The sequence below is a fragment of the Alcanivorax sp. HI0044 genome (assembly GCF_001634945.1).
In genome coordinates this window covers 1-23,898 of record NZ_LWEZ01001658.1, presented here as the reverse complement: position 1 = coordinate 23,898, position 23,898 = coordinate 1, and the positions used below count along the sequence as shown (strand labels likewise).

General features: G+C 57.3%; 22 protein-coding genes. 6 read left to right on the top strand and 16 right to left on the bottom strand.

Annotation, left to right across the window (positions count from 1 at the left end):
- Positions 1 to 680: SDR family NAD(P)-dependent oxidoreductase (locus A3730_RS25015; RefSeq protein ID WP_063539218.1), on the top strand; the 680-nt coding region annotated here is incomplete at its 5' end.
- A gap of 41 nt (positions 681 to 721) precedes the next feature.
- Here A3730_RS25015 and A3730_RS25010 read toward each other — a convergent pair.
- From A3730_RS25010 to A3730_RS24985, 6 genes are all read right to left on the bottom strand, one after another.
- On the bottom strand, positions 722 to 1,228 hold the full coding sequence (locus A3730_RS25010; RefSeq protein ID WP_063520269.1) for a DUF2505 domain-containing protein: 507 nt from the start codon (positions 1,226 to 1,228) through the stop codon (positions 722 to 724).
- On the bottom strand, positions 1,225 to 2,313 hold the full coding sequence (locus tag A3730_RS25005) for a diguanylate cyclase domain-containing protein (RefSeq protein ID WP_063520270.1): 1,089 nt from the start codon (positions 2,311 to 2,313) through the stop codon (positions 1,225 to 1,227). Before A3730_RS25005 ends, A3730_RS25010 begins: the two co-directional genes overlap by 4 nt.
- On the bottom strand, positions 2,306 to 3,259 hold the full coding sequence (locus tag A3730_RS25000; protein ID WP_063520271.1) for a hypothetical protein: 954 nt from the start codon (positions 3,257 to 3,259) through the stop codon (positions 2,306 to 2,308). Before A3730_RS25000 ends, A3730_RS25005 begins: the two co-directional genes overlap by 8 nt.
- Before the next feature lie 275 nt (positions 3,260 to 3,534).
- A complete protein-coding gene (locus A3730_RS24995; RefSeq protein ID WP_063518676.1) occupies positions 3,535 to 3,996 on the bottom strand; it encodes a MaoC family dehydratase in 462 nt (153 codons plus the stop codon).
- Between the two features lie 112 nt (positions 3,997 to 4,108).
- Positions 4,109 to 4,984, bottom strand: coding sequence for an alpha/beta fold hydrolase (locus A3730_RS24990; RefSeq protein ID WP_063520272.1), 876 nt, complete (start codon positions 4,982 to 4,984; stop codon positions 4,109 to 4,111).
- Positions 4,985 to 4,986: 2 nt separating this feature from the next.
- Positions 4,987 to 5,796 (bottom strand): alpha/beta fold hydrolase, encoded by an 810-nt coding sequence (locus tag A3730_RS24985; RefSeq protein ID WP_063520273.1) that lies wholly within the window; start codon positions 5,794 to 5,796, stop codon positions 4,987 to 4,989.
- Positions 5,797 to 5,954: 158 nt separating this feature from the next.
- On the opposite strand from A3730_RS24985, the gene xthA reads away from it, so the two are divergent.
- The 4 genes from xthA (at position 5,955) to A3730_RS24965 (ending at position 9,648) form a co-directional block, all read left to right on the top strand.
- Positions 5,955 to 6,770: an exodeoxyribonuclease III gene (xthA, locus tag A3730_RS24980; RefSeq protein WP_063520274.1), complete on the top strand. Its 816-nt coding sequence runs from the start codon at positions 5,955 to 5,957 to the stop codon at positions 6,768 to 6,770.
- 12 nt (positions 6,771 to 6,782) lie between these two features.
- Positions 6,783 to 7,808: an ion transporter gene (locus tag A3730_RS24975; protein ID WP_063520275.1), complete on the top strand. Its 1,026-nt coding sequence runs from the start codon at positions 6,783 to 6,785 to the stop codon at positions 7,806 to 7,808.
- Between the two features lie 51 nt (positions 7,809 to 7,859).
- Positions 7,860 to 8,363: a two-component system response regulator gene (locus A3730_RS24970; RefSeq protein WP_063520276.1), complete on the top strand. Its 504-nt coding sequence runs from the start codon at positions 7,860 to 7,862 to the stop codon at positions 8,361 to 8,363.
- 73 nt (positions 8,364 to 8,436) lie between these two features.
- The gene (locus tag A3730_RS24965) at positions 8,437 to 9,648 is read left to right on the top strand and encodes a serine/threonine-protein kinase (protein WP_082872529.1); all 1,212 of its coding nucleotides are present in this window, start codon (positions 8,437 to 8,439) and stop codon (positions 9,646 to 9,648) included.
- A 277-nt stretch (positions 9,649 to 9,925) separates the two neighbouring features.
- Here A3730_RS24965 and sixA read toward each other — a convergent pair whose 3' ends face one another.
- The 5 genes from sixA to A3730_RS24940 form a co-directional block, all read right to left on the bottom strand.
- Positions 9,926 to 10,402: a phosphohistidine phosphatase SixA gene (gene sixA, locus A3730_RS24960; protein ID WP_063518671.1), complete on the bottom strand. Its 477-nt coding sequence runs from the start codon at positions 10,400 to 10,402 to the stop codon at positions 9,926 to 9,928.
- Entirely contained in the window at positions 10,399 to 11,430 is a 1,032-nt protein-coding gene (locus A3730_RS24955; protein WP_063518672.1) for an NAD(P)H-dependent glycerol-3-phosphate dehydrogenase, read from the bottom strand. Before A3730_RS24955 ends, sixA begins: the two co-directional genes overlap by 4 nt.
- 165 nt (positions 11,431 to 11,595) lie before the next feature.
- The gene (gene htpG / locus A3730_RS24950) at positions 11,596 to 13,446 is read right to left on the bottom strand and encodes a molecular chaperone HtpG (protein WP_063539214.1); all 1,851 of its coding nucleotides are present in this window, start codon (positions 13,444 to 13,446) and stop codon (positions 11,596 to 11,598) included.
- Between the two features lie 321 nt (positions 13,447 to 13,767).
- Entirely contained in the window at positions 13,768 to 14,670 is a 903-nt protein-coding gene (locus tag A3730_RS24945) for a TIGR01777 family oxidoreductase (RefSeq protein ID WP_063520288.1), read from the bottom strand.
- A complete protein-coding gene (locus A3730_RS24940) occupies positions 14,667 to 16,286 on the bottom strand; it encodes a hypothetical protein (protein WP_063520289.1) in 1,620 nt (539 codons plus the stop codon). Before A3730_RS24940 ends, A3730_RS24945 begins: the two co-directional genes overlap by 4 nt.
- 352 nt (positions 16,287 to 16,638) lie before the next feature.
- Here A3730_RS24940 and A3730_RS24935 point away from each other — a divergent pair, with 352 nt between their 5' ends.
- Positions 16,639 to 16,875: a PA3496 family putative envelope integrity protein gene (locus A3730_RS24935; RefSeq protein WP_063520290.1), complete on the top strand. Its 237-nt coding sequence runs from the start codon at positions 16,639 to 16,641 to the stop codon at positions 16,873 to 16,875.
- A 54-nt stretch (positions 16,876 to 16,929) separates the two neighbouring features.
- Here the strand turns inward: A3730_RS24935 and sucD are convergent, their stop codons facing one another.
- The 5 genes from sucD to A3730_RS24910 form a co-directional block, all read right to left on the bottom strand.
- The gene (gene sucD / locus A3730_RS24930) at positions 16,930 to 17,805 is read right to left on the bottom strand and encodes a succinate--CoA ligase subunit alpha (RefSeq protein ID WP_007150875.1); all 876 of its coding nucleotides are present in this window, start codon (positions 17,803 to 17,805) and stop codon (positions 16,930 to 16,932) included.
- Positions 17,802 to 18,971: an ADP-forming succinate--CoA ligase subunit beta gene (gene sucC / locus A3730_RS24925; protein WP_007149713.1), complete on the bottom strand. Its 1,170-nt coding sequence runs from the start codon at positions 18,969 to 18,971 to the stop codon at positions 17,802 to 17,804. Before sucC ends, sucD begins: the two co-directional genes overlap by 4 nt.
- A 74-nt stretch (positions 18,972 to 19,045) precedes the next feature.
- The gene (gene lpdA, locus A3730_RS24920) at positions 19,046 to 20,485 is read right to left on the bottom strand and encodes a dihydrolipoyl dehydrogenase (RefSeq protein WP_063539212.1); all 1,440 of its coding nucleotides are present in this window, start codon (positions 20,483 to 20,485) and stop codon (positions 19,046 to 19,048) included.
- Positions 20,486 to 20,577: 92 nt separating this feature from the next.
- The gene (gene odhB, locus A3730_RS24915) at positions 20,578 to 21,831 is read right to left on the bottom strand and encodes a 2-oxoglutarate dehydrogenase complex dihydrolipoyllysine-residue succinyltransferase (RefSeq protein ID WP_063519906.1); all 1,254 of its coding nucleotides are present in this window, start codon (positions 21,829 to 21,831) and stop codon (positions 20,578 to 20,580) included.
- 16 nt (positions 21,832 to 21,847) lie between these two features.
- Positions 21,848 to 23,898, bottom strand: a 2,051-nt coding sequence (locus A3730_RS24910) for a 2-oxoglutarate dehydrogenase E1 component (protein WP_063519905.1), incomplete at its 5' end; no start/stop codon positions are given.

Here is a 23,898-nt window from a genome sequence, read left to right as displayed (position 1 = left end):
GCAGCCTGCATGAAGCGGGCCATGAAGCGCTTTTCATTGAAACAACCGCGGGCGATTCACAGGATATTCAACGGGGTATAAATCGGGTTCTGCGCCGCTGGCAGCAGCTGGATGTGGTTATCAATTTGCCCGGAAAGCTGCTGGTGGGGCCTTTTGAAGCCACCCAGGGGCCACAATGGCAAGGCCTGGCCAACCTGCAAATGATGCACGTGGTACACAGCTGCCAACGTGCTCTGACGGCCATGAAGAAACAAGGGAACGGAAAAATTATTAATGTGGTGCCCGATTGCGGTTTACTGGCCGGGCCACTGACATCAGCAAGCAGCAGCACCTACGCGGGCATTGTCGCCCTAACCGAAAGCCTGAACAGCGAACTCGCCAACAGCCCGGTCAGCGCCGCCCTTATTGCACTGCCTCTCTACCGGGAGTTGTCTCAACAGCTGGATGCCACGGACCCACTCAGCCAGGCCCGCTTTGAACGCAAGACCCGTGACAGCCTGGATACTGCCCTCTCTCTGAGTGCCGATATCATTGCCATGCTGGACAAGCCCGCGGGCACAACCCTGCATCTGCCCTCAGCGCCGACCCGGGCGCAATGGCGCTTAAAACGTTGGTTCAGAAAACACTGGGACCGCAAAATGCAGCAACGCGGACAGCGCTATCGCCGCAGGGAACCGTAAAACGGCGCTCCACAAACGAGAGGCCCGCAACCCAACCAGGCTCAGGCGAAGTTTTCCACGTAGCGCAGCGTGTGCCGGTAATCCCCCGCCAGCGCATCGTCAATTTTCGGTGCGACAAGCGAGACCAGTTTTTTCCCCACCAATGGTACCGAGCTGCTTATTTCCACCTCGGTGTGCTGAACCGCTTCGTTGTCATCCCCGGTGAGGATCATTACACCACTGATTTTCATGGGCACATTACCCAATTCAAACCGGTACTCGGCCTGGTAGCGGCCAGCTTGCGTCGTCGGCGTCCAGAGAAATTCTGTCAATAAATCCGCGCTTTCCGGCAAGAAGCGGCGCGCCACAGACGGCAGCTTGTCCGTGCGTATTTCAATGGGCTGAATCAGCTGAATCAACTTTCCCCGCGGGGTATCCTCAAAGGCCCCAAAGCGGTAATTGTCCACCTTGCCCCATTCGTAACGCGTCTCATAGAACGCCTTGCTCGTCAGGATTTCGTAAAGCCGGTCCACACCGATGGGGTACTGGCGGTCAACCATCACTTTCATACTGTCTCCTGCCCTGAGGCCACCCGCTTCATCAACTGTAACAGCGGCGCCAGCTGGCGTTTCAAATCCGGTAAGGCGCTGATGACGGGACGGGATTTGCCGGCACGCAACAGCGCCAGTGCCTGTTCAATCGTTAATATGGGTGCCGCATCATCCACCGACAAGGTGGTGTCCGCATCATCACTGAGTACCGCACCCGGCCCGAGGGTACGGGCCTTTTTCAACTGTTCATCCAGGGTCAATTGCACCTGGCGCGGCGTCAATCCCACATGAGCGGCCGGGGTCTGGATAATTACGGTCAGCGGCAAACGCTGCACCTTGCCACGAAACTGGAAGGCCAGCTTTTCGCTGACTTTCAACGCCCGTTCCACGAATCGTTTGGCGCCCGCCGGGCCGGCACTGGGCAGCAGCACAGTAAATTGCGCCACGCTGCTACGCGCCAGGGAGTCCTCCTTGCGGATCACCCCACGCAGTGATTGCGCCAGCTTCAACAACACCATATCCGTTCGCTTTTTACCAAGCTGTACGAAAAGTTGATTGAATTGGTAAATCTCCAGTTGCACAACTGATAGCTTGTACTGCTGACGCGCGGCCAATGCCAGCTCCTGGCGCAGGCGGTGCTCCAGGTAACGGCGATTGCCGAGCCGGGTCAGCGGATCAATCATTGCCTGCTTGGCCAGTTCCTTACGCTCGTTCTGGTAATTGGCATGGGCCCTGGCCCGGGCCAGCAAATCCGTGGAGTTAAACGGCTTGCTGATAAAGTCCGTTCCTCCCAGGCGCAGCGCTTCAGCTCGGGCCTCTTCATCATTTTCTGCACCGGTGACGATGATGACCGGTAACCCGGCAATGCCTTCATCCTCGCTGGTGCGGATTTTTTTCAGTAACGCAAAGCCATCCATCTCCGGCATGGCCAGGTCCGAGAACACCACACTGATGGACGGGTTGCTGCAAATCATGGTCCAGGCCTGGAGGCCATTTTCAGCCACCTCGACGCGAAACTCACCACCGAGCATCTTGTCAGCCGCCAGGCGCATTACCTTGGAGTCATCCACAAACAGCAATAAGGGTTTGGGGGCCTTATCCATGATTGCCGGTTTCCTTTTTCAAAATCGCCAGCGCACCCTGCGGCCCGGGCTCGCGCCCGCGTACGTAACCATAAAGCCGTGACCGGCGCTGACAGAAATCCCCCCGCACAATGGCAGGTAAATAATGCTCGTTGAGTAGATGCCCGGGCCGGTCTGCCATGCAGTAAACCGTACCGGCGGTGCTATCAAGATGGGAGAGGATTCCCAACTGGGCAAGATAATCCCGACCATTGGCAAAATGTTCCACATACGGGACCGGGTGCCCTGCTGCGAGAGTCAGTTGCGGATCAATGTCCAGGCTGTCGGCCACGCCGCCAATGCAATACAGCTCCAGTTTCTTGACCAGAGGACGGGTACTGGGATGGCGCAACAGTTTGCGGACGATGTAACTGGCAACGATGGAGCCCTGAGAGTGGCACATCAGCACAACACGATCATTGTTTTCCAGTGCATCCACCAGGATATGCATTGCTGGACGTGACAGTTTGCCGTCCTTGCGCAACGTTCTGGCCGTAATGGATTCGGCCACATCACGCACCAGGCCCCAGGTTGGGGTGTGAATCAAATGCACCGGCCGCCCGAACAAACGGGCGATCTCAGACGTATTGAGGAGTGCCACCGGCCCCGCTGTTCCCATACCATTAATGAAAAACCACCGGCTGCGTGTATTCTCACGCACGGCCCGGGGCGGATGGCACACCAGCGTCCCCTGGCTGATGGATTCACGGGTGGCCGGAACCAATAGTTGCAACAAGGAAAGCAGTGCTTCGCCACGGCTGGAATAGGACGACAGAGAGAGCTCAGAACTAACGCCCGGCTCATCTCCCGCAGGCATAACCATTCGGGGAATGTCGGTGATGTGGCTCAGGCTCAGGCGCAAATCCCGCCGAATGGCGGAGCGGTTATCTATGACGTGGCGTAACCACAGCCGGGGACGGTGCAACATCTTCCTGCCCTGCCTTTACTGTTCTGTTTTTCTTATATGCCGAGCGTGTGTGTCTGCGCTCATATCAGAGTCTGTGCCCGGGAGAGACACCGGCGCTGTCGGCACACCAGAGTACGACGAAATCAGCAGACCAAGAATAGCAGGAAATCACCAAAGAGAGGTCACAGAAGTGAACAACACGCGGAAAAAACAGTGGAGTGTCAGGGCTTTGCCGCCACCATCCCCTTCGCACAACTGCCTGCGGCCTGTCTTCACACAACCGCAGGCAAAGCTGATTAGACGAAGTACATTAGCAGCCATTCAGCCGCCAGCGCGGGCTTGTCTTCACCTTCGATATCCACCGTGAACGCAAACTTGAGCAGCCACTGCCCTTCACGCTTTTCCGTAGCGTCCAGCAAGGTAGCACGCGCGCGAACCCGCTTTCCTTCCTTCACCGGAGCCATGAATCTCAGCTTGTCGAAGCCATAATTCATCGCCATTTTCATGCCTTTGGGCATCAAAAAATCGTCGATGGACGCCTGCAGATACGGCAGCAGCGACAGCGTCAGGTAACCGTGAGCGATGGTGGTGCCAAAGGGGGTATTTCGCGCTTGTTCCGGGTCCACATGAATGAACTGATGATCCAGAGTGGCATCGGCAAAAGCATTGATGCGCTCTTGATCGATCTGAAACCAGTCTGAAGCACCCAATTCCTTGCCGACGTAATCGGCCAATGCTGCGACCTCAACCACTTTCATTATGCTGCTCTCCTAACGGAATCTGTCTCGGTTTTCTTTCGAGGATAACCGCACAGGTTCACAGCACCATGACCTATTAAAACCGGATCAATGCCTACCCTGATGGTTTTGGTCAGTCCTCAACCGCTGCGTCCGTTGCGCAAAGAAAATCATTAATACTGGCAGCCACCTTCTCCGGCTCCTCCATGTGCAAATGGTGGCGCCCTGGCAGCCGTACAATTGAGGCCCCTTCCAGCCAGCCCAACCGGTGATCGAACATGCCATTTCCGCCCATGCCCTGCTCACCAATAATCAGGCAGGTGGGAGCCTTGATGGCTCGAATAAAGCCCTCTACCTGCTCTTCGGTCAGGCGCAGAAAGGAGGTGAGCCGCAAACGGCTGTCTGCCCGCCAGGTCCACCCCCCTTCCACCGGCATCAAGCCGCGCTCGCTCAACAGCCCGGACGACGCATGATTCAACCCGCCAAAGCCCTTGGTACGGGCTTCGATAGCATCCTCGACCCGGGCGTAGACCGGTTTGCGTTTGCCTGCCAGCGAGGAGGAATCATCCAGCGCTTTACGCAAGTTTGTTGCCACGTCCTTGCCGTCGGTGCTGGGCGGGCCCAGCCCTTCGATCAACACCAACCGGGATACCCGCTCCGGGCAGGCCGCCGCGAACAGGCAGGCAATACCTGCCCCCATGGAATGCCCCATCAGGGTGAACCGCTTCCACCCCAGCTGATCCACAACAGCCAGCACATCACGAACGTGGTCCACCAGATGCGTGACCACGCCATCAGGTCGATGATCGGAATGGCCATGGCCGGACACATCCAGCGCCAACAAAGGTCGTTTCAGATAAGCTGATAGAGGCGAAAATGAAGCCGCGTTATCCAGCCAGCCATGCAACGCCAGCACGGGCTCGGCGGTTTCGCCGTCGTCACGGCCTGGCCATTCGAGGGCGCTGAGAGTCTGGCCGTAGACACTGAATTTTCGTTCGATGGCGTCCATTCTCAGGCTCCCTTCGGTTGCAGTTCATCCAGCAATTCACGAAACAGCGCGAGGGTCTGTTCCGGTTTTTCCAGTGGGTACATGTGCGAGCCTTCCGCAATGCGATGCAACATGCGGTGGCGTTTCACGTGACGCCTGGCGCTGTCATGGAAAGGGGACGGCGAGTCCTTGCCAGTCACGATCGCGCCCGGCACTTTCAACCGTGGCAACCGGGTGGCGTTTGTGGGGGTATGGCGGAAAATCTCCACTTCCACTTCCGGTCGAAAACGCAGCCGCCAGCCGTCTTGCCAGGGTTCCACACCGGCTTTCAGGTAATCGGACAAACAACGGGGATCAAACGCCTTGAACAGCCCGCGAGAAGAAAAATAGCTGACCACCGAGTCCCAATCAGGCCAGTAGTCCAGCCGCCCACGGCTTTTCCCTGCCGGGGTCACCTTATCAATTTGTCTCGTCAGTTTTGCTGCGTGCATCAACGCCCCATGCAAACCATTCATCATGGGAGGGTCGAGCATTATCAGACAGGAAAACCACTCCGGATGGCGCTGCGCCACCAGGTACATCAATACCGACCCCAGCGAATGCCCGGCCCCCACAATGGGTTTGGGCAACGGCGCCAGCTGCGCCTCCAGTTCCAGGCTGAGGCTATGCCAGCCATTATCCACCGGGAAGGCAGGGTCATGGCCCGCTCTGTCCAGTACCACCAACTGGTACTCATCGGACAACGGCGCAAGAAAAGTATCGTAACTGTGGCCGGGTATGCCATTGGCGTGAGCGAAGGCAAGCACCTGACGTTGCCCTGATTGTTCAGGCATGAACTCTCCCTGGGGCCAATATCCGACCCAAACAAAAGGCACATCATAGCGGCACTCACAGCTGCCATGCCATGGCCGATAGCGCCATACGTCACGGTAGAGACGTATGCGACCGGTGCTTTTCAGGTAGTGTACAATGCCGGCACAAAGGAGGCGCTATGACCCTGATTTCATTCAACATCAATGGTATTCGTGCCCGTCTGCATCAACTCCAGGCGGTCATCGACAAGTACCAGCCCGCGTTAATCGGCCTGCAGGAAACCAAAGTTCATGATCCGGAATTCCCGGAGCAGGCGGTTCGGGATATGGGCTATCACCCCTATTTTTTTGGCCAGAAAGGCCACTACGGGGTGGCATTGATTACCCGTGAACCACTGGAATCCGTGCAGTACGGTTTTCCCACCGACGTGGAAGATGCCCAGCGGCGCATGATCATCGGCACCCTGAAACATAGCGACGGCAGCCTGGTCACCGTACTCAATGGTTATTTCCCGCAAGGGGAAAACCGCGAGCACCCGACAAAGTTTCCAGCCAAGAAAAAGTTCTACGACGATTTGCAGCATTATCTGATCAACCATCACCAGCCCAGCGATCAGGTCGCGGTGATGGGGGATTTCAATATTTCTTCCACCGATCTGGATATCGGCATTGGCGAAGCCAACCGCAAGCGCTGGCTGCGCGAAGGCAAGACCAGCTTCCTGCCAGAAGAGAGAGAATGGTGGGAACGCCTTGTGGGCTGGGGACTGACCGACACCTACCGTCACCAGAACCCCACCACCGACGATGTGTTCTCCTGGTTCGATTACCGCTCCAAGGGCTTTGATCGCGAACCCCGCCGGGGTCTGCGTATCGACACCGTCTTGGCAACCGAACCGCTCATGGCCAAGCTGGACACCACCGGCGTGGATTACGACATGCGCGGCATGGAAAAACCCTCAGATCATTGCCCCGTATGGGCTCGTTTTAACGGCTGAACAGGGCCTCACATGAAGATCAGGCTGCACCCGGAAAAGCTGAAAGCCAACCTGGATACCCTTGGCTTTATCATCGACCTGGGCATGATTGTGTTGGTCATCGCCAATCTGGGCCTGATCCTGTTCGACTGGCTGTTTCAGGTGCCCCCTGTTCAGGAGTTTCTGGCGTCACTGACGCCGGGCTTCCATAACTTCTACCGGGACACCATTCACGACGATTTCCTGTTCTACGACCTGTGCTTCGTAGCAGTCTACCTGACGGAGTTCACCATCCGCTGGATCGTCGCCATTGCCCGCGGCACCTACCATCGCTGGTTCTTCTACCCCTTTGCGCACTGGTACGATTTGCTCGGCTGCATCCCCGTGGGCAGCTTCCGCTGGCTGCGAATTCTTCGTGTGATCAGCCTGCTTATACGTCTGCAACGCATGGGCATCGTGGATCTGTCGCAAACCTGGCTTGGCCAGACCATCCTCAAGTACTACGGCATCGTCGTGGAAGAAATCTCCGACCGTGTAGTGATCAATGTGCTTAGTGGCGCTCAGCAGGAAATTGGCGGCGGCAGCCCCCTGCTCCACCGCATCGAATCCCAGGTGCTGGCCCCACGCAAAGAACAACTGGTGAGCTTTGTCGCCACCCGTATTGCCAACGCCACCCAGAGAAGCCATGGGCAATATCGCGATCAACTGGCCGAATACTTTTCTCACCTGACAGATGAATCCCTGGTCCGCACCCAGGCGGGCCGGCGCCTGGCCGCCATTCCCGTCGCTGGCCCCCGGGCTATCGCCCTGCTGGGCGATGCCGTGCGTGAAACCGGCAGCGCCTTTGTGGATCAGCTGGTGGATGACCTGGCCTCCCCCGCCAATCGTCCCCAGCTGGAACAGCTGCTGCACGATCTGATCGACGCCGCCGGCGGTGAAGGTGAGCAACTCGATGCACTGGTCCGCGACACCCTGCTGGACGTTCTCGAACAAGTGAAAAACCAGGTTGCCGTTCAGCAGTGGAAGCTGGAAGAAGGAGACGAATCAGTAAAAAGTTGATACGCTCGTATCAGTTAAAAGTATCAACCCAGGCACAGCACGGACCACAGCATGAACAGCATTCCTCCCACTGGTGACGACGACCTGCAACTCCCCGCTTCCCGGGTTCTTCTCGTGGATGACACGCCGCAGAATCTGGTTGCCCTGGAAGTGGTGCTGGAAGATCTGGATTGCCAGGTGGATAGCGTTAGCAGTGGTAACGCAGCCTTGTCCAAACTGCTCAAGGAAGACTACGCCCTGGTGCTGCTGGATGTGCAAATGCCCGACATGGACGGCTTTGAGGTCGCGGGCATCATGCGTTCTCACAAGCGCACGCAGAATGTGCCCATCATCTTTGTGACCGCGATCTCCAAGGAAACCCGCTTTGTACAGCAGGGTTACCGCAGTGGCGCCGTGGATTATCTGTTCAAGCCCATCGATCCCCAGCTATTACAAAGCAAGGTATCGTTTTTTCTTGGCCTGGATCAGCAGAAAAAAAGGCTGGAAGCCAAATTAGCGCGAGCGCGCCGATCAGAGGCAGAAATGAATGCCCTGTACGGTGAACAACCCGAATAGTTCCACGGGTATACTGCGACGGTCAGGACGACCCATAAAAAATATCATGGCCATTTCAATTCCCGGATACAGATTGACCAGCCGCCTGGGCAAAGGCGGCATGTCTCACGTGTTCCTTGCCACCCAGCACTCCTTTGAGCGGCAGGTTGCCATCAAGATCCTGACGCCGACGCTGGCGCTGGAACCCCGCTTTGCCGAGCGCTTCATGCAGGAAGCTCGTACCGTTGCCAGCCTGAACCATCCCCACATCGTTCCCGTTTACGACGTGGGTGAGCATCAGGGCTATTATTACCTCACCATGGAACACGTAACCGGCGGCAGCCTCAAACAGCGCCTCGCCGACGGTGCACTCGATGAGAGCAACGCTCAAAACATACTTCGCCAGCTGGCCGGCGCACTGAACTATGCCGGCGAACACGGTTTTATTCACCGCGACGTAAAACCCGACAACGTACTGTTCCGCGCCGACGGTTCTGCGCTGCTGGTGGATTTCGGCATCGCCTCCAACGTGCTGCGCGACACCAGCGTTACCCAGTCCAACGCGATCATGGGCACGCCCAAGTACATGAGCCCCGAACAACACCGCTCCCAGCCGCTGACGCCACAGTCGGATCTCTATTCCCTGGGCTGCGTATTTTACGAGATGCTGGCGGGCAAGCCCCCGTTTAGCGCCCCGGACGCACGTAGCATGAGCCTGGCCCACCTGCGCGACCCGGTCCCCCTGCTGCCAGTGGCATTACGCCGCTACCAGCCACTGATCCGCCAGTTGCTGGCCAAAGACCCGGCAGACCGCCCGGAAAGCGGCAGTGCCCTGATTGCCCAACTGGATAATCTGGAGCCCGGCCCGGGGCACTATACCGCAGACCGCTCCCGCTACCGGCCCCAGGAACAGGGCACCACAACGCCACTGGCCCCGCGCTTGCGCCTGAAAGAGTCCAAGCTGGGCCTGAGCTGGCGAGGCAACCTGTACCAATACGACATCTACCTGGTGGCTGATGATTTTGAGCAGTTCCAGGCTCACTTTCCGGTCATGCGGTCCGCACTGATGGACTGGTTCCAGCAACGGGGCGCGCGCGGCAAGGCCGTCAGCATCAAGGCAACACTACACCCCTGGATCAGCGGCCGGGTTAAGCAATATCTGAAAGAATTAAGAAAAACAGAAGGGCTGGAATTTCTGGCCCGCATTCCCATGGCCATCAACCTGGTGGGTTCCGATGGCGACCCCATCGAGAAACTGGCCTGGGGCCCCATGGAAAACAGTACTACGGATACGCAACAGCCCTGAACCACCCCGTAGAAAACAGGCAGTAATGATTCAGATCCCGGACCGATGAACCATAAAAAAAGCACCAACCGATGGTTGGTGCTTAATTCGACCTAAGCCTCACGGTGCAAGGAGACACCATGATTTCCCCCCTCAGGTGTGGTTCCGGTGACACGGTTCAGGAGTCTGCCATGCGTTCATTGTGTCACCAGATTCAGGCTACGATGCCCATCCGGCGTTGCAAAGCCCGGATCGGCGAACGGTACACAAGGGGCTATCAAGGGTGGCGAATCACCGATTAACGGCTGGCGAGCTCCTCGCCAGGGCTGCATAACCACAGCAATTGCGCCCCGTTGGCGGCGGTCACATCCACATCGAAACAGGCGACCGTCCCCACGTTGAAGCCCACCCGCTCTGGCACACCGGTCCACTTGGCGGTCAATTGCGACACCAGTGGCATATGGCTCACCAGCACCATATTCGACGCCGGCGGGTTGGCCAGCAGCCAGTCGAACAGGGCCTGGGGGTGGCTATCCGGCGTCAGGTAGGGACACTCTTGCCGGGATAAACCGCTATATACCTGGGCGATACAATCTGCGGTTTGTTGAGCACGCAGGTACGGGCTGACGATCAGACCGCTGACCTGAACACCACGACCTTGCAAGGATTGCCAATGCGACAGCAGTGCCGCCTGCCCGGCTTCTGTTAGCGGCCGCAGGGCATCCGTGGCCGCCTGAGAGACGGCCTGCCCGTGGCGGCAGAGGTAGAGTTTCATGAGCTGAATGCACCCAGCTGAAATTCCACATCGTGCTTGTACTCACCACTCATCAGATTCTGGATGACCAGTTCCAGCGGCTTGCCATGATAGACAATCTTGTAAAGCGCGGTGGCCAGAGGCATATAAACGTCCAGTTCCGCTGCCTTGTCCGCCACCAGTTTGATGGTATTGATCCCTTCGGCTGTCTGCCCAAGGTGCGCAATCGCTTCCTCCAGGCTTTTGCCTTCGCCGAGCTGGAAACCTACCTGGTAATTGCGTGACAGCGACGAGGTACAGGTGGCAATCAGATCCCCCACCCCGGACAGGCCCAGGAAGGTCATGGGGTTGGCGCCAAGTTCCACCGCGAAGCGGCTCATTTCTGCCAGTGCACGGGTAATCAGAAAACTGCGGCTGTTTTCGCCTACGCCGATGGCTGCGGCCATGCCTGATGCCACCGCATAGATATTCTTTAGCGCCCCACCAAGCTCGACACCATAAATATCCGGGTTGTCATACACGCGAAAATAATCGCAGCTCAGCGCGTCCTGCACGGTCTGTCGCAGCTGCTCATCGGGGCTGGCGATCACCGTACCGGTAAATTTCTGCTCCACCACTTCCTTGGCCAGGTTAGGGCCACTGAGCACGCCAATACGGGTATGCGGCCAATACTGATGCAGCAGCTCGCTCATCAGCAGGAAACCCTCCGCATAGATCCCCTTGGTGCAACTGATCACCAGGGTATCGTCCGGCACCCATTGGCGGGCCTGCTCCAGCACCTCGGCGAAAGCCTTGCTGGGAATCGCCACAAAGACCATGGAGGCGTGCGTTAAAGCTTCCTCCAGGTTATCCGTGGCCGTCACCCCTTCCGGTAATTCGGCACCGGGCAGATAGCGGCTGTTCTCGCGATCAATATTGATCGCGGCCGCAGTTTCCGGATCACGAACCCACAGGTTCACGCTGTGGCCGTTGGCCGCAAGGATGCTGGCCATGGCAGTACCGAAACTGCCCCCGCCAAGAATGGCGGCATTATGCTTGTTCTGCGTCATAGGAACGCCTTGTTTACGCTTTCGGGCATCATAAAGCAGTTAACAGTGAATAGTGAACAGCGACGCAATTGAGGCTGGTATTTTCGACAAACAAGAAGGCCGCGCCCACCCTGTGGTCGCGGCCTCAAACACGGAATCATGCTCAAACCTGATCCGCGCAGCTATTTAATTATTCACAGCATTGACAAGCATCTCATGCATTCTGCGTGCGGTTGCCGCCGGGTCCTTGGGCAGCTGACCTTCCGCCAGCATAGCCTGGTCCAGCAACAGTGCAGCCAGGTCATCAAAACGCTCACCCGCGTCGATGCCACTCAGTTTGGCCAATAGATCGTGCCCCAGATTCACCTCCAGAACCGGCTTGTTTTCCGGAACAGGCTGGCCAGCGGCTTCCAGCATACGGCGCATCTGCGGGCCGAGCTGGTCTTCCGCCAGAACCAGACAGGCCGGGGAATCCACCAGGCGCGTCGTGGCACGTACCGCTTCCACATGCTCGCTCAGGCTCCCGGACAGGCGTTGAATCAGCGGATCATCGTTGTTCGCCTGTTCATCATCGCCCAGGTCCAGCTCACCCCGGGCAGCATTGACCAGCTTCACATCCTTGTAGCTTTCCAGATAACCCACCATCCACTCATCGACGGGATCACTGAGCAGCAATACCTCGATGCCTTTCTTGCGGAACACTTCCAGGTGTGGGCTTTGCCGCGCGGCCGACGGGGTATCCGCCAACAGGTAGTAAATGCTGTCCTGCTCTGCAGGCTTGTTGTCCAGGTATTCATCCAGGGAGGTAGTCACCGAATCCGGGTTACTGCTGGTGGCAAAGCGCAACAAGGCAGCGATGGCTTGCTGGTTGTCACGATCTTCGGCCACCCCTTCCTTGATCACCTGACCAAACTGGGCCCAGAAGGTGGCGTACTGTTCATCATCATTACTGAGTTTTTTCAGCATCTGCAGCACACGCTTGGTCAGGGCAGCACGAATCTTCTGTACCGGGCCATAGTCCTGCAGCAACTCACGGCTCACGTTCAGCGGCAGATCCGGAGCATCAATGACCCCCTTGATGAAACGCAGGTACTGGGGCAGGAACTGTTCCGCATCATCCATGATAAAAACGCGTTGGACGTACAATTTCAGGCCACGGTTGGCCTCACGCTGATACAGATCGAACGGCGCCCGAGCCGGGATATAGAGGAGACTGGTGTACTCCAGCTTGCCTTCCACCTTGTTATGACTCCAGGTCAGCGCGTCCTGAAGGTCATGGCTGATGTGCTTGTAAAAGTTCTGGTATTCCTCATCCGTGACTTCGCTTCGCGCCCGCTGCCAAAGCGCGGTGGCGGAATTCAGGGTTTCCTCTTTGGCGTCGCCATCACCGTCCGGGGCTGTCACCAGCACAATCGGGAAAGCCACGTGGTCGGAATACTGGCCAATCACCTGGCGAATTTTAAAGTCATCCAAAAAATCACGGGCGTCGTCACGCAGATGCAGAATCACCGCTGTGCCGGATTCATCACGGGTAAGCGGCTCAACGGAAAACTCACCCTTACCATCGCTTTCCCAACGCACCCCATTGGCCGCCGCTTCCCCGGCCTTGCGGGTTTCCACGGTGACGGTGTCAGCCACGATAAAGGCTGAATAAAACCCCACTCCGAACTGACCAATCAGCTGAGCGTCTTTCTTCTGATCACCACTCAGGCTGGCGAGGAATTTTTCCGTCCCGGAACGGGCAATCGTACCCAGGTTATCCACTACCTCATCCTGGCCCATGCCAATGCCGTTGTCGGTAATGGTCAACGTGCCCGCGTCCTTGTCCACTTGCAGGGTAATGCGGGGTTCACCACCTTGCTCCAGCAACGCAGGATTATCCAGCGCCTGGAAACGTAACTTGTCGCACGCATCCGACGCATTGGAAATCAGCTCCCGCAAAAAGATTTCCCGGTTGCTGTAGAGAGAATGAATCATCAAGTGAAGAAGACGGGATACTTCTGCCTGAAATCCATGGGTCTGTTTTTCTGCTGACACGATTGGCTCCTGAACCTGCGGGTAATGTTGAGAAACAGATATGGGCAAACCGGGGGTTTTCAAGGTGCGTCACTGAATTGAGTGATAAGCGGACCTCAAGGCCCGCCTCACTATTCAACCCTGGCAAATCGCCGAACGCCGAATGCACAACGCCAGATACCTTTGTTCAAAATCTGGAATGTGGGGGCTTTTTCTTCTCTTTATACGGAGGATCTCCAGTCCATCCCCGGCATTCGCCCCAGGAAGGCTTCAGAAACAACGCCAGCCACCCGGCATCCACCCTGGCGCTGCACAAATCACCATTGGACAGGCTGGGCCAGCTTAACGACTGGTCAGGTGAGACAGGGCAGAATCCAGATCCGGGAAACGGAAAATGAAGCCCTGCTGCTCCAGGCGCCGGGGGTAAACCCGCTGGCCGCCAATCAGCATGGAGGATTGCTCTCCCAAGCCCACTTTGAGTGCGGTGGATGGCACGCGCAGCAGCGCCGGGCGTTTCACTTGTCGGGCAAGGGTGTGGTGAAACTCTCGCTGGGTTACCGGGGCCGGTGCGCAAGCATTGAAAACACCATCTACCCCTGGGGTTTCCAACGCCCGAACCAGCACCGCCACCATGTCGTCAATGTGCACCCAGCTCAGCCACTGGTTGCCATCACCAAGCATGGCGCCAAGCCCAAGCCGATACACTGGCAGCAACTTGCTCAACATACCGCCATCGCTACCGAGCACAATACCGGTGCGCACCAGACACAGCCGAACCCCCTGTCGCGATACCGGCCGGGCTGCCTGTTCCCAGGCATCACAGAGCAAATAACCGAAATCACGCTTGCGGGCGGGACTTTCTTCAGACAATTCCGCGTTATCTGCATTGCCATAAAAACCCACGGCTGAACCGGAAACCAGCACCGCCGGTTTACGGTCCAGCCGGGATACCAAACTCACTACGGCTTCGGTGACCCCCACCCGTGAAGCAAACAGCACCTTCTTGCGCCGCTCGGTCCAGCGCCCGGCAAACAGGCTTTCGCCAGCCAGGTTCACGATGCCATCAATCGCCGCATCACTGTTGATATCATCCAGAGATGTGACCAGGCGCGTCCCTTCCGGCAGCACGCGAGCCGCTTTTCGGGGTTTCCGGGTAAGAACGGTCAACTCGTGGCCATGGGCTGCCAATCGCCGGCAAAGATGCTGGCCAATAAACCCACTGCCACCTGTTATCAGTACCTTCAACGGGTTGCCTCAATATGGCGAATACTGTCGATATCGTAAAAGTACTCCATATTGCCCGCGCCCAACGGCACACTCAAGGTCAGGTGATCGTCGGCTACTGCCTGCAAAATTCCGGTGCGACTGGGCCCCTCATTGGCCTCAATAGTCACATTTTTTCCTAGCAGCGCCTTGAGCTCGCTGTTCGCAACCGCAGCCGGTTCTGCCGGTTCCGCGGGCGCCGATTCCACCGCTTGGCTCGGGGTAGACGGCGAATCCGCCGGCTCATCCGCCGCCGACTGATCCCCACCAGGCACCGTTAACCTCACTCGCTGGCCGGAAGACAGGGTCAGGGACTGTAATTCATCGGCCCCCACGCTGCGCTCCACATTACCGCTGCCCACATTCATTACCAGCCACAGGCGGTCGCCATCCACTTTGCGCAGCACCCCCTCCAGGGTCCGCCCGCCCGTGGTTTCCAACACCACCGACTGGTTTTCATACGCCACCAATTCCGGGAACGTCTGCATAATCGGTTCTGGCGCAGCCCGTTCCGGTTCAGCCGGTTTCTCGGCACTCGGGGTCACCAGCTCCAGCCCGCCCTCTTTTGCGGGTGTGGTAACACGGGTTTCCATGGAGCCAGCAACCACGGCCCAGCCCACGTCACTCTTCTCCAAACGTACCGTGCGTTCCTGCACAGCCCCATTACTCAATTCCACCACGGCCATTACCTGGCCGCTATTTTCCGTGCGCCGAAGGGTCACATGGCGGGCCTCAATCGTGCTCACGGCCCCTTCCGGGAACTGGGTTCGCAGAAACTCCTCCGCCACATAGGCCAGAGTATCTTCATGATCAAAGTACAGGTCGACCTGGCCGTTACGGTAACGCAGGTGGTTTGTGTGCGCGGTAAAGTCCCCGGCCAGATAGCTCTTGAAACTATCCGGCATGACCAGCACAAGGGAACCGGAAAGCTGCCCCGTATCCAGCGGCGCCAAAGCCAGCTCCATACGATAGCCACCGTCAAAAATGCGAGTCTCCGGGTAATCCTGGTTCTTCGGCTTCCAGGAGAGGTGCACCACAGGACCATCCTCATCCGACGGGCCTACAATCAATGTTCTGCGTTCGGTGATGTCTTCCGGGTTCCAACCCAGCAGAATGCGTACCTCCAGGTCAGCCAGAAACCCTTCGCCCTGGCTCAGGGTCATTACCCCATCAATCAGGGCAACGCGGTCGTAACGGAATGTCTCTCCATGCAAACGCCCGGTCAGGCGCTTGCCCTGTCTTGCGACAACCAACAGTGCAGACTCTTCCGAGGAAACAAACGCGGTGCTGCTGGCTTTTTTCTCGCCACGCAGCACCTGACCGCTCTGGCTGGATACCGGCTGCACGGAAGCGTCTCCCGCCAGGCTGCCGCCTGTGACCACGAACAGGCCTATGCCCACCGCAGTGGTCAGCACCGCTGCTACACGGCCCAGCGCCCACCAGCGATAATATTCCCAATGACTTTGCACCTGCCCCAGGCTTACCAGCGGCACCAGAAAAAAAAGCGAGCTGTGGCCCCGGCTACCGGCTTCATGCATCAGCCCCAGCGTGGTGATGATGAGTGCGCTTACCCCAACAATAATCAGCAGTTCTGCCATATTCTTATTCTCTCCACGGGTCGTCGCCCTACCGATAACCGGCGAACAGCCCCCACTTTACAAAGCCTTTTGCGGGCATTCCAGCACTTAAGTTACTGATTTTTCTATTAGAGTGAAGGGCATGATATGCATCACATTTAGCCCTCCCGAACCGCCCGCTGCAAGCGCTTATTGATTACAGCCCTGACCTTCCGCCCGGATGTTCTGTGCCACTCATCATTGAAAAGAAAAAAAAACTTGTAAGGCCGAAAGTCTGAGGATATACAGGCGCTGAGGAGATTGGGAAACCGGGGGTCCGGACCTGATTAGCCCGTATAACAGGTTGTTTGAGGAGGTCAGAAAGGAGGCCACCATGAGTAACCATCGTAATGAGCAAGACCTTGATTCGGAAGATCTGCTGATGAACGAAGATTTCGATATCCTGGATGACAGTGTGGATGAGGAAGAGCAGGAAGAGCGCAGCGCTCGCAGCCGCTCTTTCAATATGGACATGCGCCATCGCATCGAAGATCGGCTGGAAGAGCGGCGTCTGAAGAAGGAACTCAATGAATACGAGTCCTTCGACCTGGACGACGACCTCCTCCACTAAGCCCACAAAAAAGGCCGGCAAATGCCGGCCTTTTTTGTATCGCTAGCGGCGGGTTTACCAGCCGGTCGCTTCTTTCACAGCTTTACCGATTTCTGCCGGGTTGCGCACGGTTTTCACACCCGCCGCTTCCAGGACAGCAAACTTCTCGTCAGCCGTGCCCTTGCCACCAGCAATAATGGCACCAGCGTGGCCCATGCGCTTGCCTGCAGGAGCCGTTACGCCAGCGATGTAGCTGACCACCGGCTTGGTGACGTTCTCCTTGATATAGGCAGCCGCTTCATCTTCTGCGGTACCGCCGATCTCACCGACCATCACGATAGCTTCGGTCTGCGGGTCATTCTGGAACAATTCCAGCGCATCAATGAATGTCATGCCAGGAATCGGGTCGCCACCAATACCAATACAGGAAGACTGACCAAAACCCAGCTTGGTGGTTTGGTTAACCGCTTCATAGGTCAGGGTACCGGAACGGGAGACAATGCCTACCTTGCCAGGTTTGTGGATATGGCCCGGCATGATCCCGATCTTGCACTCACCCGGAGTAATTACCCCAGGGCAGTTCGGGCCGATCAGACGAACGCCGTCCATGCGGGAGATATACTCTTTGACGAAAAGCATATCCAGTGCAGGAACCCCTTCAGTAATGCAGACGATCAGTTCGATGCCGGCGTCTGCAGCTTCCAGAATGGAGTCCTTGCAGAACGGTGCAGGCACGTAAATCACGCTGGCGGTGGCGCCGGTTTCAGCCACGGCTTCTGCCACGGTGTTGAATACCGGCAGGCCCAGGTGCGTCTGGCCGCCTTTACCCGGGGTGACACCACCCACCATCTGAGTGCCATACTCAATGGCCTGTTCAGAGTGGAGTGTGCCCTGGCTGCCGGTGAAGCCCTGGCAGATAACCTTGGTGTTCTTGTCGATCAATACGCTCATGCGGCACCTCCCACTGCTTTCACTACCTGTTCGGCAGCATCATCAAAACTTTGTGCGGCAATGATGTTCATGCCGCTTTCTGCCAGCTTCTGGGAACCCAGCTCCGCATTGTTACCTTCCAGACGAACCACAACCGGGACCGTCACGCCCACTTCTTCCACGGCACCGATAATACCTTCAGCAATCAGGTCACAACGGACAATACCGCCAAAGATGTTCACCAGAACGCCTTTTACCTGATCATCAGACAGGATGATTTTGAACGCTTCGGTAACGCGCTCTTTGGTTGCACCGCCGCCCACGTCGAGGAAGTTGGCCGGCGCACCGCCTTTCAGCTTCACCAAATCCATTGTGCCCATGGCCAGGCCCGCACCGTTCACCATGCAACCGATGTTGCCGTCCAGCGCCACGTAGTTCAGGTCCCACTCGGCAGCACGACGCTCACGCTCGTCTTCCTGACTGGGATCGTCCAGTGCCTTGATGTCCGGGTGACGATACAGTGCGGAGCCATCCACGTTGATCTTGGCGTCCAGGCAGTGCAGATCGCCCTCATCGGTAATCACCAGCGGGTTCACTTCGATCAGCGCCAGGTCCTTGTCGATAAACAGCTTGGCCAGACCCACAAAGATCTTGGCAAACTGATTGACCTGCTTGCCTTCAAGACCCAGCTGGAACGCGATCTCACGAGCCTGGTAGGGCTGTGCGCCCACCAGCGGGTCGATTTCCGCCTTGAGAATTTTCTCCGGGGTTTCTTCTGCGACCGTTTCGATGTCCACGCCACCTTCGGTGGAGGCCATGAAGACAACACGGCGGCTGGCACGATCCAGTACCGCACTCAGGTACAGTTCTTTGGCAATGTCAGTGCAGGTTTCCACCAGAATTTTTGATACCGGCTGGCCGTGTTCATCGGTCTGGAACGTTACCAGGTTCTTGCCCAGCCACTGCTTGGCAAACGCCGCCGCATCTTCCGGGGTATCCACCAGCTTCACACCACCGGCCTTACCACGGCCGCCCGCGTGAACCTGGGCCTTCACGACCCATTTGTCACCACCGATCTCTTTCGCCTTTGCTGCGACCTCTTCCGGGGTATCGCAGGCAAAGCCGGTAGAGACTGGCAACCCATAATCAGCAAAAAGCTGTTTTGACTGATACTCATGGAGATTCATGCCAATACTTCCATCATCAATGAATTAGTGGCGCCCTGTTCAAGCGCCGTTATCGCTGCCGTTCAAATGTCGCACTATTTCTTGCGACGACGCTGCGCCACATGGATTGCTTTAAAGTCCGTGGCCAAGGCTGCTTCATGAACGGTTTCTGACAGGCTTGGGTGACCAAACACCATCAGCTGCAAATCTTCCACGGTAGCCCCAAACTCCATGGCGATAACGCCTTGCTGAATCAGCTCGGACGCCTGCGGGCCTACTACGTGCATTCCCAGAATACGGTCTGTCTTTTCGTCGGCGACAAACTTCACCATGCCACCGGTTTCACCGGCCGCCATGGCTCGCCCGTTGGCAGCGAAGGGCACGGCTCCGGTCTTGTAAGCATCACCGGAATCCTTTACTTCCTCTTCGGTCTTGCCGACCCAAGCCACTTCCGGGTGGGTATAAATCACCCCGGGAACGGCGTCATAGTTCACCTGGGTGCTTTCACCCATGATCACTTCCGCCACCATGACACCTTCCTCGATGGCCTTGTGGGCCAACGCCGGGCCACGCACCAGGTCACCAATGGCGTAAACGCCGGGGACATCGGTTCGGCACTGGCTGTCCACGTAAATATAATTACGCTCATCCAGGCTGACGCCGGCATCCTGGCTAAGCAGGCCTTCGGTATAAGGACGACGGCCCACCGCCACGATCAAGCGATCGAAGGTTTCTTCCTGTTCGCCATCCTTGTCGGTGAAGTTCACCACGACCTGATCCTTCTTCACTTCAGACCCGGTCACGCGGGCGCCCAAGCGAATATCCAGCCCCTGTTTGGTGAACTGCTTCTGGGCATCCTTGGCAATCTGCTTGTCCACCGCTGGCAGGAAGTCATCCACCGCCTCCAGCACGACAACCTCACTGCCCAGACGACCCCAGACACTGCCCAGCTCCAGGCCGATCACGCCCGCACCAATCACACCAAGGCGCTTGGGCACCTTGTCAAAGTCCAGGGCGCCGGTGGAATCCACAATCACTTTCTGGTCGACAGATGCCACCGGAATATCCACCGGCACTGAGCCCGCAGCCAGAATCACGTGTTCGGCCTGCAAGGTCTGTGTATCGCCATCCAAAGGCTGGAATTCCACCTGCTTGCCGCTTTTCAGCTGGCCGGTACCCTGCAGCCAGGTCACCTTGTTGGCCTTGAACAGCTGGGCAATACCACCGGTAAGATTCTTGACGATGGTGTCCTTGCGCTTGAGCATGGTCTCAAGGTCCAGGTCTGCCCCCTTGATCTTGATACCATGGTCTGCCAGAGCGGATTCGGTCTCGTGGTACTTCCACGAAGAATCCAGCAACGCCTTGGACGGAATACAACCCACATTCAGACAGGTGCCGCCCAGAGCTGGCTCATCCTGCTTGTTGATCCGCTTTTCGATACAAGCCGTGTTTAGCCCCAGTTGCGCGCACCGGATCGCGGCCACATAACCACCGGGACCACCACCAATGATGATGACGTCGTAGTTGTCACTCATGCTCTATTCCTTCTATCGCTGGCACGCTTCGCGCAGCACGCTGGCACGCCATATCGCGTGTGCGTGCCAGCATGAAGCGTGCGGGCGTGCATTCAGATATCCAGCAACAGGCGCGCCGGGTCTTCGATAAAGTTCTTTACTGCAACCAGGAACTGCACCGCTTCCTTGCCGTCGATCAGGCGATGGTCATAGGACAGGGCCAGATACATCATCGGCAGGATTTCCACCTTGCCGTCCACTGCCATGGGGCGCTCCTGAATCTTGTGCATGCCCAGAATCGCCGTTTGTGGCGGGTTCAGAATCGGCGTGGAAATCAGTGATCCAAACACCCCACCATTGGAAATGGTGAAGGTGCCACCGGTCATCTCTTCAATGGACAGCTTGCCCTTCTGGGCTTTCTGGCCATACTCGATGATCTGCGATTCCACTTCTGCCAGGCCTTTCTGGTCCGCATCGCGCAGGACAGGTACAACCAGACCTCGCTCGGTAGATACCGCCACACCCACGTCGTAGTAACCGTGATAGACGATGTCTTCGCCGTCGATGGAAGCGTTCACTGCCGGGAAGCGTTTCAGCGCTTCCACACAGGCACGGGTGAAGAACCCCATGAAACCGAGACGCACGTTATGGGCTTTCTCGAATTCCGGCTGGTAATGCTTGCGCATATCCATGATCGGTTTCATGTTGACCTCGTTGAAGGTGGTCAACATGGCCGAATCCTGCTGGGCCGAAACCAAGCGCTCGGCAATCCGCTTGCGCAGACGAGTCATCGGCACCCGGCGCTCTTCACGCTCACCCGGTGCGCCCGGCACATCCAGAGTCGCCGGCTGCTGTGGGGCCGGCTGACTGGCACGCTTCTCGGCCTTGTCCGTAATGACCTTTTCCACATCACCCTTGGTAATGCGGCCACCGCGACCAGAGCCCTTCACCTGGTCTGCTGCGATGCCATGCTCGCTCATCAGCTTGCGGGCCGCCGGGCCAGCCTGATCGCCTGCACTGTCATCGTCGTCTGCAGCTTCAGACTTCGCATCATTTTTCTGTTCCGCAGAAGCCTCATCACTGGCTTTCTCTGCGGGCTTGTCATCGCTCTTGCCGGCACTGCCACTGGCTCCTTCGTCGAAGGTGCCCAGTACCTGTTGGCTTTCTACGGTTTCGCCCTCTGCCGCCATGATCTTGCTGATCACGCCGTCGGCCGGCGCCACCACTTCCAGCACAACCTTGTCGGTTTCAATATCCACCAGCAGCTCGTCACGCTTCACCGCTTCACCTTCCTGCTTGTGCCAGGTGGCTACGGTGCCGTCTGCTACTGATTCCGGGAACTGCGGGGCTTTGATATCAGTCGCCATGCCTAATCCTTAACTGTTACTTAATCTCGAAGGCGTCCTGAACCAGACGCTGCTGTTGTTCCACGTGCAGAGACATTGAACCCACTGCCGGGGCGGCCGCCATATCGCGGCCAGCGTAATGCACAGGCCCCACGCCAGCTTGTTGTGCTACACGGTACATATGATGCTGAGAGCAATACCAGGCACCCTGGTTCATGGGCTCTTCCTGACACCAGACCAAATGCTCCAGGTTAGGATAGCTCTCGAGAATTTCCTGCAAACGCTGCTCAGGGAACGGATACAACTGCTCAATCCGCACCAGCGCCGTGTCACTCAGATCATCGCCATCACGCTTTTCCAGCAAGTCGTAGTAGACCTTGCCGGAACACATGACCACGCGGTTGACCTTCTTGCGATCCAGATCAGCCAGGTCATCCAGTACTGAATGGAAAGTGCCGTGGGCCAGATCCTCCAGTGCGGATGTGGCCTTTTTATGGCGTAGCAGGCTCTTCGGGCTCATTACCACCAACGGTTTACGCAGTGGCCGTACAGCCTGACGGCGCAACAAGTGATAAATCTGCCCGGGGGTGCTTGGCACACAGACCTGCATGTTGTGCTCCGCGCACAGTTGCAGGAAGCGTTCCAGTCGCGCAGAGGAATGCTCCGGGCCCTGCCCTTCATAGCCATGGGGAAGCAGCATGGTCAGGCCACACAAACGGCCCCACTTGGCCTCGCCGGAAGAGATGAACTGGTCAATCACCACCTGGGCACCGTTGGCGAAATCACCAAACTGGGCTTCCCAGATCACCAGAGATTTGGGAGTGGTAGTCGCGTAGCCATATTCATACCCCAACACCGCTTCTTCAGAGAGCAATGAATCGTAGATATCGAAGCGCGGCTGCCCCTCGTAGAGGTGCTGAAGCGGCACATATTGCTCACCGTCTTTCTGGTTGTGCAGCACCGCGTGACGGTGCGAAAACGTGCCGCGACCACTGTCCTGGCCGGTCAAGCGAATGGCAAACCCCTGATCAAGCAGCGTCGCATAGGCCATGGTTTCCCCATAACCCCAGTTCAGGGGCAAGGCACCGGCGGTCATTTTGCGGCGGTCTTCCAGGATTTTCTTCACCTGACGCTGAACGACCACCCCTTCCGGCGGTGTTTCCAGGCGGGTAGCCAGATCCTGCAATTTCTTCAGCGGGTACGACGTATCCCAGTCATCTTCAACCTTATGACCGATGTAGGGAGACCAGTCCACGAACAGTGCCTTGTTCGGCTCACGCACCAGGGATTTCACCACATGGTTACCGGCGTCAAGCATGTCACGGTAATCATCCACGGTTTTCTGGGCTTCCTGTTCACTGATCACTTTTTCGTTGATCAGCTGTTCGGCATACAAGGTACGGGTGGTCGGGTGGCTTTTGATCTTTTTGTACATCATCGGCTGGGTCGAGGACGGCTCGTCCGCCTCGTTATGGCCCGAACGGCGATAACAAATCAGATCAATCACCACGTCTTTCTTGAACTGCATGCGGTAATCCACCGCAAGCTGGGTGACAAAGTACACCGCTTCCGGGTCATCCGCATTCACGTGGAAGATCGGCGCCTGCACCATTTTTGCCACATCGGTGCAGTACTCGGTGGAGCGGGCGTCATCACGCCGGCTGGTGGTAAAGCCCACCTGGTTGTTGATGATCACATGCAGGGTACCACCGGTGTGGAAACCCCGGGTCTGGGACATCTGGAATGTCTCCATGACCACACCCTGCCCGGCAAAGGCAGCATCACCGTGCAATATAATCGGAACAACCTGCTCGCCACCCTCGTCATCACGACGATCCTGACGGGCACGTACTGACCCTTCCACCACTGGAGAAACGATCTCCAGGTGTGAGGGGTTGAAGGCCATGGCCAGATGCACTTCACCGCCAGACGTTTGTACGTTGGACGAGAAGCCCTGGTGATACTTCACATCACCGGAGCCATTTTCATTGAAGCTCTTGCCATCGAACTCTTCGAACAGGTCTTTCGGGCTCTTGCCCAGGGTATTCACCAGCACGTTCAGACGGCCGCGGTGGGCCATACCGATCA

Coding starts and splice junctions, on each gene's coding strand:
- sucC (WP_007149713.1), bottom strand. CDS start 18,971: ATGAATCTCCATGAGTATCAGTCAAAACAGCTTTTTGCTGATTATGGG.
- A3730_RS25010 (WP_063520269.1), bottom strand. CDS start 1,228: ATGAAAGTGATGGTTGACCGCCAGTACCCCATCGGTGTGGACCGGCTT.
- sucD (WP_007150875.1), bottom strand. CDS start 17,805: ATGAGCGTATTGATCGACAAGAACACCAAGGTTATCTGCCAGGGCTTC.
- A3730_RS24985 (WP_063520273.1), bottom strand. CDS start 5,796: ATGCCTGAACAATCAGGGCAACGTCAGGTGCTTGCCTTCGCTCACGCC.
- A3730_RS24940 (WP_063520289.1), bottom strand. CDS start 16,286: ATGGCAGAACTGCTGATTATTGTTGGGGTAAGCGCACTCATCATCACC.
- A3730_RS24955 (WP_063518672.1), bottom strand. CDS start 11,430: ATGACGCAGAACAAGCATAATGCCGCCATTCTTGGCGGGGGCAGTTTC.
- sixA (WP_063518671.1), bottom strand. CDS start 10,402: ATGAAACTCTACCTCTGCCGCCACGGGCAGGCCGTCTCTCAGGCGGCC.
- xthA (WP_063520274.1), top strand. CDS start 5,955: ATGACCCTGATTTCATTCAACATCAATGGTATTCGTGCCCGTCTGCAT.
- A3730_RS24935 (WP_063520290.1), top strand. CDS start 16,639: ATGAGTAACCATCGTAATGAGCAAGACCTTGATTCGGAAGATCTGCTG.
- A3730_RS24990 (WP_063520272.1), bottom strand. CDS start 4,984: ATGGACGCCATCGAACGAAAATTCAGTGTCTACGGCCAGACTCTCAGC.
- lpdA (WP_063539212.1), bottom strand. CDS start 20,485: ATGAGTGACAACTACGACGTCATCATCATTGGTGGTGGTCCCGGTGGT.
- odhB (WP_063519906.1), bottom strand. CDS start 21,831: ATGGCGACTGATATCAAAGCCCCGCAGTTCCCGGAATCAGTAGCAGAC.
- A3730_RS25005 (WP_063520270.1), bottom strand. CDS start 2,313: ATGGATAAGGCCCCCAAACCCTTATTGCTGTTTGTGGATGACTCCAAG.
- A3730_RS24975 (WP_063520275.1), top strand. CDS start 6,783: ATGAAGATCAGGCTGCACCCGGAAAAGCTGAAAGCCAACCTGGATACC.
- A3730_RS24970 (WP_063520276.1), top strand. CDS start 7,860: ATGAACAGCATTCCTCCCACTGGTGACGACGACCTGCAACTCCCCGCT.
- A3730_RS25000 (WP_063520271.1), bottom strand. CDS start 3,259: ATGTTGCACCGTCCCCGGCTGTGGTTACGCCACGTCATAGATAACCGC.
- A3730_RS24995 (WP_063518676.1), bottom strand. CDS start 3,996: ATGAAAGTGGTTGAGGTCGCAGCATTGGCCGATTACGTCGGCAAGGAA.